Origin of the sequence: Ruegeria sp. HKCCD7303, from assembly GCF_013111185.1 — a bacterium.
GTDB lineage: Bacteria > Pseudomonadota > Alphaproteobacteria > Rhodobacterales > Rhodobacteraceae > Ruegeria.
In genome coordinates this window covers 164,656-180,303 of the sequence record NZ_WVRE01000001.1, presented here as the reverse complement: position 1 = coordinate 180,303, position 15,648 = coordinate 164,656, and the positions used below count along the sequence as shown (strand labels likewise).

Genomic DNA, 15,648 nt, shown 5'->3' with positions numbered 1-15,648 from the left:
TTCGCCACAATGGCCAATTCAGTGCAGCAGGCAAGTCTATTAACCCCAGCGATTTCCGGTGACGAAGGCACCTAGATACTCTCCCAAGGGAAACTGTCCAACCGTTCAATCCCTGTTTCGGTTACCAGCACCTGAGTTTCCAGTTTGACACTTTCCGAGCCCTCCTCCCCAACAAGACTTTCGACGCAGACGACCATTCCCGGCTCGATTACTCCCGACATGGCGGTCTCATCGAAATCGACATGCAACGGGATGACAGGCCATTCATCTGCCATGCCCACGCCATGGGCCGCCAGCGAATATCGATAGTCAACATGCCGTTCAGGAATGCGCCAGCTTCTTTCGTTAAACTCGGCAAATGTCATCCCCGGCTTCAACACATCCAGGTTATGGTAGATCTGATCGAGAGCCGTCGCATAGATCCGCCGCTGGGTATCCGTCATCGGGGTATAACCACAGGTCCAACTGCGGCTGAGGTCCGCGCAGTAACCGTACGGGCCAATCATATCTGTATCAAACGATATCATTTCACCCAATCGGCATACCCGGTCCGAACATTCTTTGTACCAAGGGTTTGTATTAGGACCGCAGGTCAAAAGCTTGGTTTCAAGCCAATCTCCGCCCGAACGTGCATTCTCAAAATGAAGATGGGCCCATAGCTCGCGTTCGGTTACGCCGGGAACTGAATGTTCGTAGATACGTGCCATCCCAGCTTCGCAGACGCGAATGGTCCAACGCATCAGTTCGATTTCGTCAGGGGACTTGATCGAGCGCGCGCGCTCCGTCAATTCACCCCCTTCCACGAAAGTTAGACCGCGCTTTTGAAGCGCGTGAAGTCCCGGGCCGTCCAGCCTGTCTGCAGCAAAGCGGCGATTGCCACCACCATGTTGGCGGATTACGTCAGCTATTTCATCAGCCCAACCTTCAACGCCAACAGGGGCTTTGTCGCCCTTTGTCATGAACATCCATGACACGGCGGTTCGAATTTCGTCGATACCGGGCAAACCATTGTTCAGGTGTTCACAGCCCTTGAACTCCCACAGGATTGCTGGGCCGCCCGCCAGGATCATCGCATAACGAACCGGATTGTGGCCCGTCCAAATCTGCATGTTCGAGCTGTCGACCGCATAGCGGATATTAATCGGATCATAGAGCAACAGACCTGCCACATCATGCTGTGCCATCTTCTGTCGCAATCGGGCCAATCGATAGGCACGGGCCGCATCCAGAGTGGCCTGTGGGACTGGGCTGATCAGCGGCTTATCCGCACCGTCGCGGTTCAGGTAGGTTAGCTTGCGCTCATCCTTGAAGGCAGGGCGCACCTGAGTCATGACACGGAACGCCCATAGAAACCAATTTGTTCTTCGGCGGAAAAATAAACGCCAGGGGTCTCATAAAACGAGAAAATCGCGATCACGCGTTCGGTGTCGCCTTGAACAGGTACAACACGGTGCGGTGTATTCACCCCACGGAACACATTAAGCGCGCCGGGCAACGGCATGATCCGTTTTACTTCCGGGTCCTTCCCGGCCAGAACAGCGACAACACCTTCATAGTTTTGGTCATCCGGCGTGCGCAGGTCTTTGCGATACTCAAGCTCACCGCCCACCTCAGGGGCCTGCAACAAGATCGTCGTCGTGAATTCCGAGCGGTCGAAATGCCAGTTCAACCCTTCGCCATCCCGTGTTGCCTGCACGTTCACACGCGCCATGGGGTCATCCATCTGATACAGCTTTTCTTTGCCCATTGTTGCAGCCAGAAAGTCGGCGAAGGGTTGCCATTCGTATACATCGATCACCGGGTTGCCCTCTAGCTGATCGGCGCACAGTGTATGGTTGACAGTCTGCGATTTGACCATCGCCGGATGCGCATCGTCGATGCCGGGCATATCATCTTTGAAGTAGACGTTGTGTTTACGCGCATGCCTGAATGAGACTGTGTCCAACGCGGGTTTCGCCGCATCTGCAGCTTGCTGTGCGATGCCAGGCTTAAAAAATCCTGGCAGGTTGAACATGCCGTCAGATGCCAGGTCTGCCCGACACTTTTTCACCAGTTTCTCGTATTCCCGGCTGTCAGGTCTGTGCAAAGGGTATTTTTCAAGATCCAGCAAGTGCTTCATGGCGCGTCCTCCTTTACTTCATTGAAGTTCAGTTTATGACAAAAGAAACCAGGAAAATTATTGGGTATCATAAGTTTTACTATGGGCTATGGGCACACTCTTCCGCCTCTGACCGCGTTGCGCGCCTTTGAAGCCGCAGCCCGATGTGGCAGTTTCGTATTGGCTGGGAAAGAACTGAGCGTCAGCTCGGCCGCGATCAGTTTACAGATCAAAACCCTTGAGGATCATCTCGGCAAAAAACTGTTCGTCCGCAAAGGCAACCGGATTTCGCTGACGGATGCGGGTGAAATGATGTACCCCAAGCTCGCTCGTGCCTTTGAGGAAATGTCTGAAGCCGCTCGGATCGTACGCAGCGATACGTCAACCCGGCAGTTGGTTGTCAGCGTGCTGCCGGCATTGGCTGAGTTGTGGTTTCTGCCCAAAGCCATCACGTTTACCGAAGAAACCGGAATATCGCTGGATGTTCGCGTTCAGGAAGACCCGATCGACTTTGAACGTGAAGCCATCGACATACGTCTGACCTATGGCTCGGCGCTTTATCCGGGTTACCGGGAAACTCGCCTGTTTTCAGATGTTGCGATACCGGTCTGCGCCCCCTGGTTCTGTGAAGCATATCCCAACATGGATGAAGCACTGACAAATGTCCCGGACAACAAATTCATCCACAACAAATGGGGCTCAAACTATGCAAGCGAGCCACTTTGGTCGGATTGGAGGCGCCAGGTCGAGTCTGATGCAACGCCGTTTTCTGATGCGGGTTTGACGATCAACGATTTGACCTTCGCCATCGCAACAGCCAAGCGGGGGGCCGGTATCGCGCTGGTGCCTTCCGTCCTGGCCAAAACGGACCTTGCATCGGGGCTACTCGTTATCCCGTCGAAACATGCCTTGAAAATGAAAAAGGACTATGTTTGCGTGATCCCGCATGCGCGTTTCGATACCTCTGCCGTCCGTCAGTTCAGCGCGCATCTGGCACTGAATTGGGCATGAGCGAGCACCGGCACACCGCTAGTTAATCAACGCTTGATCGCTTAGATGATGGTCTTTGCCCAGGGCAAGTCCCTGAGTATTTGTTTCGAATGTCACGTTCATAGCGCACAAAGGCAGAGGCTGCTCAGCGCGGCTGACCACCGATTGCCAATGTAATTTCGTGCGCCGCCTCAAGGACCATTTCGCCGAAGTAAGCAGCGTTCGCTTTGTTGATCCGCGCAGTGGGGCCAGAGACGGAAATACCCGCACATGCAACGCCAAATTGGTTTTGAATTGCCGCTCCGGTGCAGGACATTCCCTCGTAACGCTCCTCATCATCAAAGGACCAACCGCGTTGTCGGATCAGTGTAAGATCTTCAAACAGAGACGCCGTCGATCTATGCGTGCGATCTGTGTAAGGCTCAAACGTAAGGTCCGACGTCAGCCTGCCCAAGGCATCCTGGCTAAGCTCGGCCAGCAATGCCTTTCCGGTCCCCGACGCGTACATCGGCGTCCGCGCGCCGGGCGGGAAAAAGGCCCTGATCGGATTGCTGGTTTCGATCTGATTGACGAATACCACATGGCTTCCATCTGGCATTGCCATATTCGCCGTCTCACCCGAGTCGCGCATAAGCCTGCGCAGGATCGGTCGACCAATCTCAACCACGCTGTTGCGGTTCAGATAAGACGCACCAGTCCGATACGCCTCGATCCCGATCATCCATTCCTGGCGTTGCTCATCAAAACTGACATAGCCGCGGTTGGACAGCGTCGTCAGTATGCGATGCGTCGTAGCCGTTGGCACGCCCGTCTCGCGACTGAGGTCGCTCAGCGTACAGCGTTCCAGCGTCGCCAGGGTCGTCAATGTCTCCAAAGCCCGGTCGAGGGATTGCAGTGTTCCGGCTGAACTTTCCTTGAACAGTGACTTGGGCCTGCCGCGCGGCTTTTTGTGATTCTCCATGGGGATTTTCCTATGTGGTCCACAGGTCGCTTTTAGGCTTCGCTGCAGAATTTTTCAAATTTGAAAAATTTCCTCTCCAAAGTGAAAAACGATCTTACCCATGTGTTTCAATGCGCTAGGTAATTTTTTCGCTATGTGAAAAACATTTTCGAGAAAATTGCAAACCCCAAGCATTGGTAACATCATATTACCAAAGAGGAGGGGCAAGCCATGTCTCAACAAAACCCAGTTTTTATTCCGGGGCCCACAAATATCCCCGATCGTCTGCGTCTTGCGATGCAGGTTCAGACGCTAGACCATCGTGCGCCCAATTTTGTTGAAACGTTTGCCCCTGTGTTGGAACACACCAAGCGGGTATTTGGTACGACAAGCGGTCAGGTCATTACCTTCCCGGCCAGCGGGACGGGGGGATGGGAGGCGTCGATCACCAACACCCTCAGCCCCGGCGACGCGGTTCTGGTGGCGCGCTATGGCATGTTCAGCCATCGCTGGATCGACCTGTGTCAGCGTCACGGGCTGGATGTCCGGATCATCGAATGCCCATGGGGCAGCGGTGCTCCGGCGAACAAGTTCGCCGAGGCTCTGGCCGCCGACAAGGCCCATGAGATCAAGGCGGTTTTGGTCACCCATAATGAGACGGCGACTGGCGTACGTTCGGATATTGCAGCGGTACGTAGGGCGATGGATGCCAGCACTCATCCGGCGATGCTGTTTGTGGATTGCGTCAGCTCGCTGGCCTCGATGCCCTTCGCGTTTGACGACTGGGGCGTTGATATCGCGGTCTCGGGCTCGCAGAAGGGCTTCATGCTGGCCACCGGAATGGCGATCTTGTGTGTCAGCCCCAAGGCGCTGGCGGCGATGGAGACGGCACAACTGCCGAGCACCTTCTTTGACTTCCGCGACATGATGAATGCCAACGCGTCGGGCGGCTTTCCCTATACCCCGCCGCTGCAGCTGATCTATGGCATGCGCGAAAGCCTGAAAATGCTGTTCGAGGAAGGCTTGGACAATGTCTATGCCCGCCACTTCCGTCTCGCCGAAGGTGTGCGCAAGGCCACCTCGGCCTGGGGGTTGGAGCTGGTGGCGCAGTCGCCGGATCTCTACTCGGACACCGTCAGCGCGATCTATGTGCCCGACGGGTTCGACAGCAATGCGCTGACGGATCACGCCTTCAACGCATATGGTGTCAGCTTTGGCATCGGGTTGGGCGAGATGAACGGCAAGGCCTTCCGCATCGGCCATCTGGGCAGCCTGACGGACGTGATGGTTCTGTCCGGTCTGGCCACGATCGAAATGGCCATGGCCGATCTGGACTATCCGATCGAGCTGGGCCGCGGTGTGGCCGCAGCGCAGGAATACTTCCGCGCGGGCCGTGCCACACCCATGCAATCTGCTGCGTAAGGAGGCTCTGATGTTGGATGCAATGACCACAGCCGATTGCCTGACCATCGCCGATATGCGCGAGGCGCATGAGCGGATCAAACCCCATATCAACCGCACCCCCGTGTTGCGGTCGGAGTATCTGGACGATCTGACCGGCGCGCAGCTGTTCTTCAAGTGCGAGAACTTTCAGGAGGCGGGCGCTTTCAAAGTGCGCGGGGCCTGCAATGCGGTCTTTGGCCTTTATGACGAGGCCGCCGAGCGCGGCGTCTGCACGCATTCTTCCGGCAACCATGCGCTCAGCCTGTCTTATGCGGCGGGCCGCCGGGGCATTCCCTGCAACGTGGTGATGCCGCGCACGGCACCGCAGGCCAAGAAGGACGCGGTGCGCCGCTATGGCGGGATCATCACCGAATGCGAGCCCTCGACCACCTCGCGCGAGGTGGTGTTTGCCGAGGTGCAGGCCCGCACAGGCGGCGAGTTCGTGCACCCGTATAACGACCCGCGCGTGATTGCGGGGCAGGCGACCTGTTCGGCGGAGCTGCTGGAACAGACCGACGGGCTGGACGCGGTGGTTGCGCCCATCGGCGGCGGTGGCATGATCTCGGGCACCTGCCTGACCCTGTCGAACCTGGCGCCCGAGGTGCAGATCTATGCCTCGGAACCGGAACAGGCCGATGACGCCTATCGCAGCTTCAAGGCTGGTCACATCATCGCCGACGACGCACCGATCACCATCGCCGACGGGCTGAAAGTGCCGCTAAAAGAAAACACCTGGCACTTTGTGTCGAACTTTGTGCGCGACATCCACACCGCCAGCGAAGACGAGATCATCGCCGCGATGAAGATCACCTGGAAATACCTGCGCATCGTGATGGAGCCCAGCTGCGCCGTTCCGCTGGCGACGATCCTGAAACACCCCGAGGTGTTCAAAGGCCAACGCGTCGGCGTGATCATCACGGGTGGCAACGTGGATCTGGACAAATTGCCCTGGACCCAGGGCTGAGGAGGAAGTGAGATGAATATGCCTGTGAATATCGACCAGCTTGAGGTTGGCTATGACATCCCCGCCGCCATCGGCATGGACGCATCCGAGATTCAAACCCCGGCTCTGGTGCTGGATCTGGACGCGCTGGAGCGCAACATCAAGAAGATGGGCGATTATGCCAAGGCCCACGGCATGCGTCACCGGGTGCATGGCAAGATGCACAAATCTGTCGACGTGGCGCAGCTGCAGGTCGAGCTGGGCGGGGCTTGTGGCATTTGCTGCCAAAAGGTCTCGGAGGCCGAGGTCTTTGCCCGTGGCGGCATCAAGGATGTGCTTGTGTCTAATCAGGTGCGCGACCCGGCCAAGATCGACCGTCTGGCGCGGATGCCCAAGCTGGGCGCGCGCACGATCTGCTGCGTTGACGATATCGACAATGTCGCCGATCTGTCCGAGGCCGCGCAGCGCCACGGCACCCAGATCGAATGTCTGGTCGAGATCGACTGCGGCGCGGGTCGATGCGGCGTAACCACCACGCCAGAAGTGATCGCGATTGCCAAGGCCATCGACGCGGCCCCGGGGCTGAAGTTTGCGGGCATCCAGGCCTATCAGGGCGCGATGCAGCACATGGATCTGTATGAGGACCGCAAAGCCAAGATCGACATCGCCGTGGCGCAAGTCAAAGACGCCGTGGGCGGGCTGGCCGCCGAAGGGCTGGACTGTGACATCGTCGGCGGCGGCGGTACCGGGTCTTATTACTTCGAGAGCACTTCGGGCGTGTATAACGAACTGCAATGCGGCTCCTACGCCTTCATGGATGCCGATTATGGCCGCATCCTGGATGAAAACGGCAACCGCATCGACCGGGGAGAGTGGGAGAACGCCTTCTTCATACTCACCAGCGTCATGAGCCATGCCAAGGCCGACAAGGCCATCGTGGATGCCGGTCTCAAGGCCCAATCCGTGGACAGCGGCCTGCCGGTGATCTTCGGGCGCACGGATGTGGAATATGTCAAATGCTCGGACGAGCACGGCGTGGTCGCCGACCCCGACGGTGTTCTCAAGGTCAATGACAAGCTTCATCTGGTGCCCGGTCACTGTGACCCGACCGCCAATGTGCATGATTGGTATGTGGGTGTTCGGAACGGCAAAGTTGAAGCGCTTTGGCCGGTCTCCGCGCGCGGCAAGGCTTACTAGCCGCCGCACATGCGTCCCGGGCGGCAGTTATCCCTTCCCCTGCCGCCCGGACCTGCACCCCAAAGCTCAAGGAAAAGGTCATGAAAGATATGACAGACAAACCCCTGCTGATCGTTGGAGAAGACCTCTGCCAGCAACTGGTCGGACGCCGCGAGGCCTTCGACGCGGTTCAGGACGTCTTTGCCGCCATGGCGCGTGGCGACGCCTATAACTTCCCCGTCATTCGTGAGGCAATCGGATATGCTGATGCGCTTTATGGCTTCAAATCCGGCTTTGACCGAGCCGGTCAAGTGCTGGGTGTCAAATCCGGCGGCTACTGGCCCGGCAACATGGACAAGGGCTTGACCAATCACCAGTCCACCGTCTTCCTGTTCGACCCCGATACCGGGCGGCTCTTGGCACTGGTCGGCGGCAATTACCTGACCGCCGTGCGCACCGCTGCATCCTCGGCCGTGTCGATTGCCCATCTGGCGCGCAAGGATGCCAAGGTGCTGGGCATGGTCGGCGCAGGCCACCAGTCGACCTTCCAGCTGCGCGCCGCCGCCGAGCAGCGCGACTTTGAAAAAGTCGTCGCCTGGAACCCACACCCCGAGATGCTGCCCCGCCTGGGCGCGGTCGCAACCGAGCTGGGTCTGGAGTTCGAGGCCGTCAGCCCAGAGGACCTGGGTGCACAGGCGGATGTCATCATCACCATCACCTCGGCCTTCGAGCCACTGCTGATGAAAGACTGGATCAAACCCGGCACCCACCTAGCCTGCATGGGCACCGACACCAAAGGCAAACAAGAGGTCGACGCCGCGCTGGTCGCAGCCGCCACAGTCTTCACCGACGAGGTCGCACAGTCCATCACCATCGGCGAGGCCCAGCACGCTATTAAGGACGGCACTCTTGCCGAAGACCGGATCACCTCAATAGGTGCGGTCATCAACAATGATCATCCCGGAAGAACTTCCGAAAACGAAGTCACCCTTTTCGATGGCACTGGCGTCGGACTACAAGACCTCGCCGTCGCCAATGTCGCAGCTCGGATGGCGGAAGAGACAGGAAACGTAACACGCGTGGTACTTTGAAATAGGCCCGATTACGCCTCTTCAGCCGCGCGTTTCGAGGCGATCATGTCCAAAAGTTGTTCTTTGGTTCGCCGTATGTGGCGGACCAAAACATCGCAGGCTTCATCAGTTTTGCCTTCTTGCGCCAACTGCAGCAGGTCGCGGTGGTCCTTCTTTGCCGGTTCACGCTGTTTCATCACACTCAGATGCATACGAACATAACGGTCAGATTGAAGATTGATGCGGTCCAACAATTCATTGGTCAGTTTACGTTGCGAGGCGGCGTAAAGCGCCGAATGGTATTTGTAATTCAAAATGCCCCACTTACCCACGTCGTTTTCGTCATAAGACGCTTCCATCTGGGTCAAAATCTCATCGCACCGCGCGAAATCAGCGGATGTCATATTCGGAATGGCACGGCGAAACAGATCCACTTCGATCAGGATGCGCAAATCGAAAATCTCGCCTATTTCACTGAGGGAATGCTTGGTGACTGAACCGCCTCGGTTGTTGGCCCATTGCACCAGACCTTCGGCATTCAGACGTTTAAGCGCTTCACGGATCGGCATCCGTGAAACATCATATTCTTCGGCCAGAGCTTCTTGCCGGATCGTTTCACCCTCGGAGAGATCACCGCTCAGGATGCGTTCACGCAGGTCATTTGCAATAACCTCCGGTAAGCTCTGCTTGGTGATTGCGCGTTTACCTGCCATTTCAGATTTTGCCCTGCAGTATTTCAGATAGGGGTACCCATTTTTTGCAGCCTCTCCAAGCCGAACCAAAGAACTGGCATCGGCGGGACGAATCCGCGTGAACGGATACGGGATCGGAGATTGCGCATTCAAACACCCCAGGTATCCGACAAACGATACCCGCCTGGCCACGGGTCGTCGGGATCAAGCATGTGCTGATGAATACCAGTGATCCAACCGCGCCCGCTGATCTCTGGTATGATCGCCGCGCGATCCCCAACCTGCGCCGTGCCGACGATCCGCCCGGTGAAGCGCGACCCGATGATCGAGACCGCTTCGAAACTCTGACCAGGCTTCATCAGCCCTTTCGCCGCCATCAGCGCCATCCGTGCCGACACCGCTGTTCCCGTGGGCGAGCGGTCAACCTTACCCGGCTGGATCGCCACCGCAGACTTTCCGGAGAGGCCCGTTTCGATTTCACTGAGCGGGCCGCAAAAGGCGCAGAACGAGATATGGTCCCAATCCGGGTTCTCGGGATGCGAAAACCCAAGCTGTTCATTTGCGGCATTGGTGATCTTTACGCCCAACCGGGCGATATCGCGGGCTTCGTGCTCAGCGATTTCAAATCCCAGCGCCTTTGCGTCGACAACTGCGAAACTGTCGCCGCCATAGGCTGTATCCACGATGATCGTGCCCATCCCCGGCACCTCAAGCGGGACCGACAGTTTGTCGGCGAAACTGGGCAGGTTCTGCACGAAAATGCGCTGCGCCTTGCCGTTGCTGCATTCCGCCCGCACCCGGACCAATCCACCCGGGGCCTCAAGCACCATGTGCGTTTCGGGTTCCTGCATCGGAATGATCCCGCCATCCAGCAACACAGTCGAAACGCAGATCGAGTTCGATCCGGACATGGGTGGCGTGTCTTCGGGTTCCATGATGATCCACGCAGCATCAGCTTCGGGGTGTTTCGGGGGCACCAGCAGATTGACATGGCGGAACACACCACCCCGCGGTTCGTTCAGCACAAAGTTGCGCAGGGTTTGGTCCTGCGCAATGAAACTGCGTTGCGCCCAAACCGTGTCGCCGGGTGGCGGGCTGACGCCCCCAACAATCACATCCCCCACTTCGCCTTCAGCATGAGCCGAGATCACATGTATCGTTTTGCTGCTACGCATTTGGTTCCTCAGTCATGGTATGCGACAGGCGTTCGGCGCCTCGAATTCGAATTGACGGCAATCGCCCATCTTCCGGGTCAAAACCGTGTGGATGCATAAGGCGTCACATCAAGCGACGGTTTCCCATCAATGGCCAGATCTACAATCAGCTCAGCCGTGCCTGCGGATTGAGTAAGCCCCAGATGGCCATGGCCGAAAGCATAAAGGACCTGCGGTGCCCGCGCCGCGCGGTCGATAACCGGCAGGCTGTCAGGCAGAGACGGACGAAAACCCATCCATTGCTTGCCCCCTTCCAAGTTGAGCTTGGGCAGGAACCGTCCGGCTTTGGCCAGCAACGTGTCGGCGCGTTTGTAATTCGGGGCGAGTTTCAACCCTCCGAGTTCGACCGCACCGCCGACACGCACACCGTCGTTTATCCGTGTCACAACAAATCCGTGCCCGCCAAACGTTAGATGCGTACGCAGGTCAAAGGCTCCTTTGGGCAGGGTGGTATTATACCCGCGCTCTGTCTCAAGAGGAATGTGATCCCCTAGCGTCTTGGCCAATTGATGTGACCACGCCCCTGCCGCCACGATCACCTGATTGGCTGAAACTTCACCGCTGGCAGTTGTCAGGCGAACCCCCGCTTCGGTTGGCGTCAGAGAAGTGACACCTGCAATCTCAACACGACCTCCTCTCGCGGTGAACTTCGCCGCCAGATGGCTGGTCCAAAGGGCCGGATCGACCGTATTCATCCAGGTGGGCGTAAAACCTGCATGGGTAAACCGATGATCAAGACCGGGCTGAATCTCGGCAATTGCATCCGGACTGTCCAACAGATCAAAGGGAATGCCATGGTCCCGGCGCAAGTCCCAAGTGGGCAAGCTGGCACGGAACTCGGCTTCGCCTTCGAACAGCTGCAACTGACCATCGCGCTGCATTAGCACCTCGCCATCCACGTCTTTGATCTGACGCTCCAGCGCCGCCCGGCAATAGTCCATCAGCGTAGCTTGAGCCGACAGCGACGCGGCGTAGTGATCCCGACAACTGGCTCGCCAGAACCTCAGCATCCAGGGTGCGATATTCAATGCATAAGCGGGCGGCACCGACAGCGGACCCAAAGGATCGAGCAGCCATTTCGGCGCTTTGCGCATGATCCCGGGCGTGGCAAGCGGCACGATATCTGTAAAGGCAAACGCCCCGGCATTGCCTTTCGACGCCCCTGCCCCGATACCTTCGCGGTCCAGCACCAGAACCTGCTTGCCGCGCTTTTGCAGCTCCAGCGCAGCGCTGATTCCGACGATACCCGCGCCGATTACAACAATATCCGCTTTTGTGTCTTGCTGCATGGCCAGATGTTCTCAAATCTTGCTTCATGTCCGGGTGCCGAATTACACCGGTCCCCGGTTTTTATGTCACAGGTAGATCCCAGCGCAGAACGGATCGTTCTGCGCGAAGATCAATTTACCCTCAGCCATGACATGGGCCTGCCCCGTCAGGGTTGGGATGACTCCACCGTTAGGACCGGGTTGATAGCTCAGCCGGTAGGGGCTGCCGATCACACTTTCCTGTATGATCTCCTCCCCCGGAGCCAGCACCCCATCGGCAGCCAAACAGGCCAGACGCGCCGAACTGCCCGTGCCGCATGGGGACCGGTCGTATTCATCGTCCGGGCAAAGCACAAAGTTGCGGCTGTGAATACCTTGCGATGGGGATTTGCCCTGCAAGATCACGTGATCCACGTCTTCTCCGTTCTCGCCGGTCACACCCTGCGCGATACAGGCTTCGCGGATGGCAATGGTCAGATCCGTCAGGGCGCGGATGTTGCCGGTCTCAACCGCAATCGGGCTGGGGTCGACAATAAAGAACCAGTTTCCGCCATAAGCCAGATCACCCGTCACCTGCCCGTGGCCTTCAACTTCAATCGAAACCGACGCCCGAACTCGGCGGCTTTCAATATTGGTGACGCGTACAGAATTGGCGTCCAGCAGTTCGACCGAGATCAGACCCGCCGGAGTTTCGATCCTGTGCTTGCCCGGCGCAATCCGACCCAGATGCGCCAGCGTCACCCCCAGCCCGATGGTGCCATGTCCGCACATGCCTAAAACCGCGTCGGCATCGAAATAGATCACACCGGTTTCACAGTTCGGGTCTTCGGGGGGCACCAGAAGCGCGCCCACCATTCCGGGTTGTCCACGTGGCTCCAGCAGAACCGATTTATAGAACGCCTCATGCTCGGTGGCCAACAGACGGGCACGCTCGGCCAGCGGCCCCGATCCCAGATCAGGGCCACCATCCAAAATCACCCGTGTGGGCATCCCACCGGTATGGCTGTCGATCACATGCATTCAGCAATCACCCCACCCTGGCTTGACCAGTCGGCAAACCAGGTGCGGAAAAGGTTGTATTGCTGTTCGCAATAATTGCGCTGCGCATCCGACAATTCATCGGTTTCAACAAAATGCAGGCGGTATTCCTCTTCCCCGTTCAGAACCAGCAGATGCTTGTAATACAGCACCAGATCAGTGCCCTCGTCAAAGCTGGCCAACACACCAAAGGCTTCTTCCAACTCGCGCGCACGCTGACGGGCGTCGGCATGACCGGCCGCTGCTTTCTGGCACAAGGCGGCCAATAGCAGCGCCTCTTTCGGCAGCGCCGTTCCAATCCCGGTGATCGAGCCGGTGGCCCCGCAATTTACAAAGCCATGATAGACTTCGGTGTCTACACCCACCATCAGCGTAACCTGATCGTCTTGCGAGGTGATATGCTCTGCCGCATAGCGCAGGTCATCCTTGCCACCGAATTCCTTGAACCCTACTAGGTTAGGATGTTCGGCCCGCAGGGCAAAGAACAGATCGGCCCTTGTGGCAAATCCATAGACCGGGCTGTTGTAAATGATGGCCGGAACGTCGGGTGCTGCGGACAGTATGGCCTTGAAATGATTGCGCTGTGCCGCGACAGAGGACCCACGTGACAGTACGCGGGGGATAACCATAAGCCCCGCCGCGCCCACCTTTTGCGCGTGCGCTGCCAGTGCCACGGCGGATTTCGAGTTGATCGCGCCTGTGCCGACAACCACCGGCAGACCGGCATCGACCAAACGTTCCACGCCTTCCATCCGTTCAGCATCAGACAGCAAGGGCCAGTCACCCATTGAGCCGCAATACACCACGGCAGACATGCCTGCCGCAATCATTTCCTTACCCTTTTTAACGAGGCTATCGAAATCCGGCGTTCGATCCGTTTTGCACGGGGTCATTAGGGCGGGCATGGTACCAGTGAAGATGTTTTGAGACATGAAGATAACGTTCCTCAAGGTTGTAGGGGTGTGAGCGCTTTGCGCGTGTATGCTTGGTGTTTACAGGTGGCTGAGACATTTCCCGTAGGTTTCATTGGCTCAAGCGAAATGTAAAATGCGACCCCTTTCGAACATGTCCGAAGGCTCGGAATTTGTGGCACAAGTCTTGGGTCACTATAGCCGCAGGGTTTCAAACGCAGTCCTCCTGAATCATCTGACAGTGATGCCGTATCGGATTTTGTATCCAAAATCCAGTTCTGTTTGACCGAAGGAAGCCACATCCTGGAATTCAGCACAGGTAAGCACGTTGCGTTTCGTGAACAGGCTTGGAGCAGTCATTGTAATTAAGCCCATGGCTGTCCATTAAGTTCTGCAACCAGCGCCCCGTGCACCCGAATAGTCAGTTCCGACGGACTGGAAAAAATGCCGCCCATCGGCAACAGGCTTTTTTTGTCGGTGAACTCCGTAACGCGACATGGACAGCATCAGGCAAATAATGAGACAACACCGCAAACCGGTACCTAAGACAATCCACCTGGCAAAAGCCTGTGTTCTTTCGGCTTTGTCGGATTGGTCCCAAAGATACCTTTTGTGGAGCGCGCCATCCAAAAACGCGGCTTCGGATGAATTGACATTGAAGGAGAGACCGATGGAAATCAGGCCTTTCGGCGTTGAGATGTGGATGAATGAGTTCGAAACCAAGTGCGATCTCAACCTGGCAGAAACCTGTGTGGAGTCCATCACACTGGGTGAGCTGTTTGAGATGGCTGGCCAGCATAATCATATTCTGAATGATCTGTCGGCCCTAAAGATGACATATGGCGCAATCGAAGGATCTCATCGTTTGCGTGACGCTATCTGCAGTCTGTATGAAAATCAGACCCGCGACAATATCCTGACGACCCATGGAACAATCGGGGCCAATTCACTGGTACATCAAACATTGGTTTCGCGCGGCGATCATGTGATTTCGGTGATCCCAACCTATCAGCAACATTACTCGATCCCCGAAAGCATCGGCGCTGATATCGAACTCTTGCACCTGACACCGGAAAACGCGTTTCTGCCCGATCTCGACAAGCTCCGCGCTATGGTTCGACATGACACGCGGTTGATTGCAATCAATAATCCGAACAACCCGACCGGCGCTTTGATAGACCGCACCATGCTGGAACAGATTGTCGAAATAGCGCGCAGCGTCGATGCGTGGCTCTTATGTGACGAGGTGTATCGCGGCACCGATCAGACGGGTGATGGATTTACGGCCGCCATAGCCGATCTTTATGAAAAAGGGATCAGCACGGCGGGTGTGTCCAAGGCGTATTCGTTGGCAGGGTTGCGGGTCGGTTGGATCGCGGGACCGAAAGTGATGCTGCATGACGTGATGATCCATCGCGACTACAACACTATCTCGGTTGGGAAGGTTGACGAATTGCTCGCGGCCATGGCGCTTGAGAACCGTGACAAGATTCTGGCCCGTGCCCGACGGATCACCCGTGAGAACCTGCGTATCGTAGAAAATTGGATCTCAAACGAACCATTGCTGAGTTGGGTACCGCCAAAATCAGGTACCACCGCGCTACTCAAGTACGACCTGCCGATGTCTTCACGCGACTTGTGTGTTACGCTTTTAGAAGAAGAAGGCGTGATGCTGACACCTGGCAGCGCGATGGATATGGAGGGCTGGCTGCGGCTTGGTTATTCCAATCCGACAGAAGATCTCAAAGCTGGGTTGGAAAAATTCTCAGGCTTTTTGGCGCGCCACAGCACGGCGAAAGATGCAGGGCACTGACGGCGCTTGGCATGGCTGGCTGTTCGGCGACCCCTGGATAGTACGCCCCGAC

14 protein-coding genes are annotated in these 15,648 nt (G+C 57.1%); 6 read left to right on the top strand and 8 right to left on the bottom strand.

All coding sequences use genetic code 11. From position 1 onward, the window contains the following. Window positions 1-71: 71 nt before the first annotated feature. Together GS630_RS00790 and GS630_RS00785 are read right to left on the bottom strand one after the other, a co-directional pair. Window positions 72-1,331, bottom strand: a complete 1,260-nt coding sequence (locus tag GS630_RS00790; RefSeq protein WP_171620821.1) for a Xaa-Pro peptidase family protein — start codon at window positions 1,329-1,331, stop codon at window positions 72-74. Further along, window positions 1,328-2,119, bottom strand: coding sequence for a 2OG-Fe(II) oxygenase (locus tag GS630_RS00785; protein WP_171176572.1), 792 nt, complete (start codon window positions 2,117-2,119; stop codon window positions 1,328-1,330). The genes GS630_RS00790 and GS630_RS00785 overlap by 4 nt, the downstream gene beginning before the upstream one ends. Before the next feature lie 60 nt (window positions 2,120-2,179). Between GS630_RS00785 and GS630_RS00780 the strand changes: the two genes are divergently transcribed. Then, window positions 2,180-3,109: a LysR family transcriptional regulator gene (locus GS630_RS00780; RefSeq protein WP_171238019.1), complete on the top strand. Its 930-nt coding sequence runs from the start codon at window positions 2,180-2,182 to the stop codon at window positions 3,107-3,109. A 124-nt stretch (window positions 3,110-3,233) separates the two neighbouring features. On the opposite strand, the gene GS630_RS00775 is transcribed toward GS630_RS00780, so the two are convergent. Further along, window positions 3,234-4,049 carry an IclR family transcriptional regulator gene (locus tag GS630_RS00775; protein WP_171176568.1) on the bottom strand — a complete coding sequence of 272 codons (816 nt, stop codon included), beginning with the start codon at window positions 4,047-4,049 and terminating at the stop codon, window positions 3,234-3,236. Between the two features lie 210 nt (window positions 4,050-4,259). Here GS630_RS00775 and bhcA point away from each other — a divergent pair, with 210 nt between their 5' ends. The 4 genes from bhcA to bhcD all read left to right on the top strand — a co-directional run bounded on the left by bhcA (window position 4,260) and on the right by bhcD (window position 8,681). Then, window positions 4,260-5,450 carry an L-aspartate--glyoxylate aminotransferase BhcA gene (gene bhcA, locus GS630_RS00770; protein ID WP_171620820.1) on the top strand — a complete coding sequence of 397 codons (1,191 nt, stop codon included), beginning with the start codon at window positions 4,260-4,262 and terminating at the stop codon, window positions 5,448-5,450. A 10-nt stretch (window positions 5,451-5,460) separates the two neighbouring features. Further along, complete coding sequence (gene bhcB / locus GS630_RS00765; RefSeq protein ID WP_171620819.1) at window positions 5,461-6,435, top strand: beta-hydroxyaspartate dehydratase BhcB; 975 nt, start codon at window positions 5,461-5,463, stop codon at window positions 6,433-6,435. A gap of 12 nt (window positions 6,436-6,447) precedes the next feature. Continuing rightward, on the top strand, window positions 6,448-7,611 hold the full coding sequence (bhcC, locus tag GS630_RS00760; RefSeq protein ID WP_171620818.1) for a 3-hydroxy-D-aspartate aldolase BhcC: 1,164 nt from the start codon (window positions 6,448-6,450) through the stop codon (window positions 7,609-7,611). Window positions 7,612-7,700: 89 nt separating this feature from the next. After that, window positions 7,701-8,681 carry an iminosuccinate reductase BhcD gene (gene bhcD / locus GS630_RS00755; protein ID WP_216599814.1) on the top strand — a complete coding sequence of 327 codons (981 nt, stop codon included), beginning with the start codon at window positions 7,701-7,703 and terminating at the stop codon, window positions 8,679-8,681. Window positions 8,682-8,692: 11 nt separating this feature from the next. Here bhcD and GS630_RS00750 read toward each other — a convergent pair whose 3' ends face one another. The 5 genes from GS630_RS00750 to GS630_RS00730 form a co-directional block, all read right to left on the bottom strand. Next, window positions 8,693-9,373 carry a GntR family transcriptional regulator gene (locus GS630_RS00750; protein WP_171176559.1) on the bottom strand — a complete coding sequence of 227 codons (681 nt, stop codon included), beginning with the start codon at window positions 9,371-9,373 and terminating at the stop codon, window positions 8,693-8,695. 128 nt (window positions 9,374-9,501) lie between these two features. After that, window positions 9,502-10,527: a proline racemase family protein gene (locus GS630_RS00745; RefSeq protein ID WP_171176557.1), complete on the bottom strand. Its 1,026-nt coding sequence runs from the start codon at window positions 10,525-10,527 to the stop codon at window positions 9,502-9,504. A 77-nt stretch (window positions 10,528-10,604) separates the two neighbouring features. After that, window positions 10,605-11,855, bottom strand: coding sequence for an FAD-binding oxidoreductase (locus tag GS630_RS00740; RefSeq protein ID WP_171620816.1), 1,251 nt, complete (start codon window positions 11,853-11,855; stop codon window positions 10,605-10,607). A 66-nt stretch (window positions 11,856-11,921) separates the two neighbouring features. Continuing rightward, window positions 11,922-12,854 carry a proline racemase family protein gene (locus GS630_RS00735; protein WP_171620815.1) on the bottom strand — a complete coding sequence of 311 codons (933 nt, stop codon included), beginning with the start codon at window positions 12,852-12,854 and terminating at the stop codon, window positions 11,922-11,924. Next, window positions 12,845-13,804, bottom strand: a complete 960-nt coding sequence (locus GS630_RS00730; RefSeq protein ID WP_171176552.1) for a dihydrodipicolinate synthase family protein — start codon at window positions 13,802-13,804, stop codon at window positions 12,845-12,847. The genes GS630_RS00735 and GS630_RS00730 overlap by 10 nt, the downstream gene beginning before the upstream one ends. 649 nt (window positions 13,805-14,453) lie before the next feature. Between GS630_RS00730 and GS630_RS00725 the strand changes: the two genes are divergently transcribed. Then, window positions 14,454-15,596: an aminotransferase gene (locus GS630_RS00725; RefSeq protein ID WP_171620814.1), complete on the top strand. Its 1,143-nt coding sequence runs from the start codon at window positions 14,454-14,456 to the stop codon at window positions 15,594-15,596. The last annotated feature ends 52 nt before the right edge of the window (window positions 15,597-15,648 follow it).

Bases quoted from the DNA above. Each gene is read 5' to 3' on its own strand.
- GS630_RS00750 (WP_171176559.1), bottom strand. From the start codon at position 9,373: ATGGCAGGTAAACGCGCAATCACCAAGCAGAGCTTACCGGAGGTTATT.
- GS630_RS00735 (WP_171620815.1), bottom strand. From the start codon at position 12,854: ATGCATGTGATCGACAGCCATACCGGTGGGATGCCCACACGGGTGATT.
- GS630_RS00745 (WP_171176557.1), bottom strand. From the start codon at position 10,527: ATGCGTAGCAGCAAAACGATACATGTGATCTCGGCTCATGCTGAAGGC.
- bhcD (WP_216599814.1), top strand. From the start codon at position 7,701: ATGACAGACAAACCCCTGCTGATCGTTGGAGAAGACCTCTGCCAGCAA.
- GS630_RS00785 (WP_171176572.1), bottom strand. From the start codon at position 2,119: ATGAAGCACTTGCTGGATCTTGAAAAATACCCTTTGCACAGACCTGAC.
- bhcA (WP_171620820.1), top strand. From the start codon at position 4,260: ATGTCTCAACAAAACCCAGTTTTTATTCCGGGGCCCACAAATATCCCC.
- GS630_RS00725 (WP_171620814.1), top strand. From the start codon at position 14,454: ATGGAAATCAGGCCTTTCGGCGTTGAGATGTGGATGAATGAGTTCGAA.
- GS630_RS00730 (WP_171176552.1), bottom strand. From the start codon at position 13,804: ATGTCTCAAAACATCTTCACTGGTACCATGCCCGCCCTAATGACCCCG.
- bhcB (WP_171620819.1), top strand. From the start codon at position 5,461: ATGTTGGATGCAATGACCACAGCCGATTGCCTGACCATCGCCGATATG.
- GS630_RS00790 (WP_171620821.1), bottom strand. From the start codon at position 1,331: ATGACTCAGGTGCGCCCTGCCTTCAAGGATGAGCGCAAGCTAACCTAC.
- GS630_RS00775 (WP_171176568.1), bottom strand. From the start codon at position 4,049: ATGGAGAATCACAAAAAGCCGCGCGGCAGGCCCAAGTCACTGTTCAAG.
- GS630_RS00740 (WP_171620816.1), bottom strand. From the start codon at position 11,855: ATGCAGCAAGACACAAAAGCGGATATTGTTGTAATCGGCGCGGGTATC.
- bhcC (WP_171620818.1), top strand. From the start codon at position 6,448: ATGAATATGCCTGTGAATATCGACCAGCTTGAGGTTGGCTATGACATC.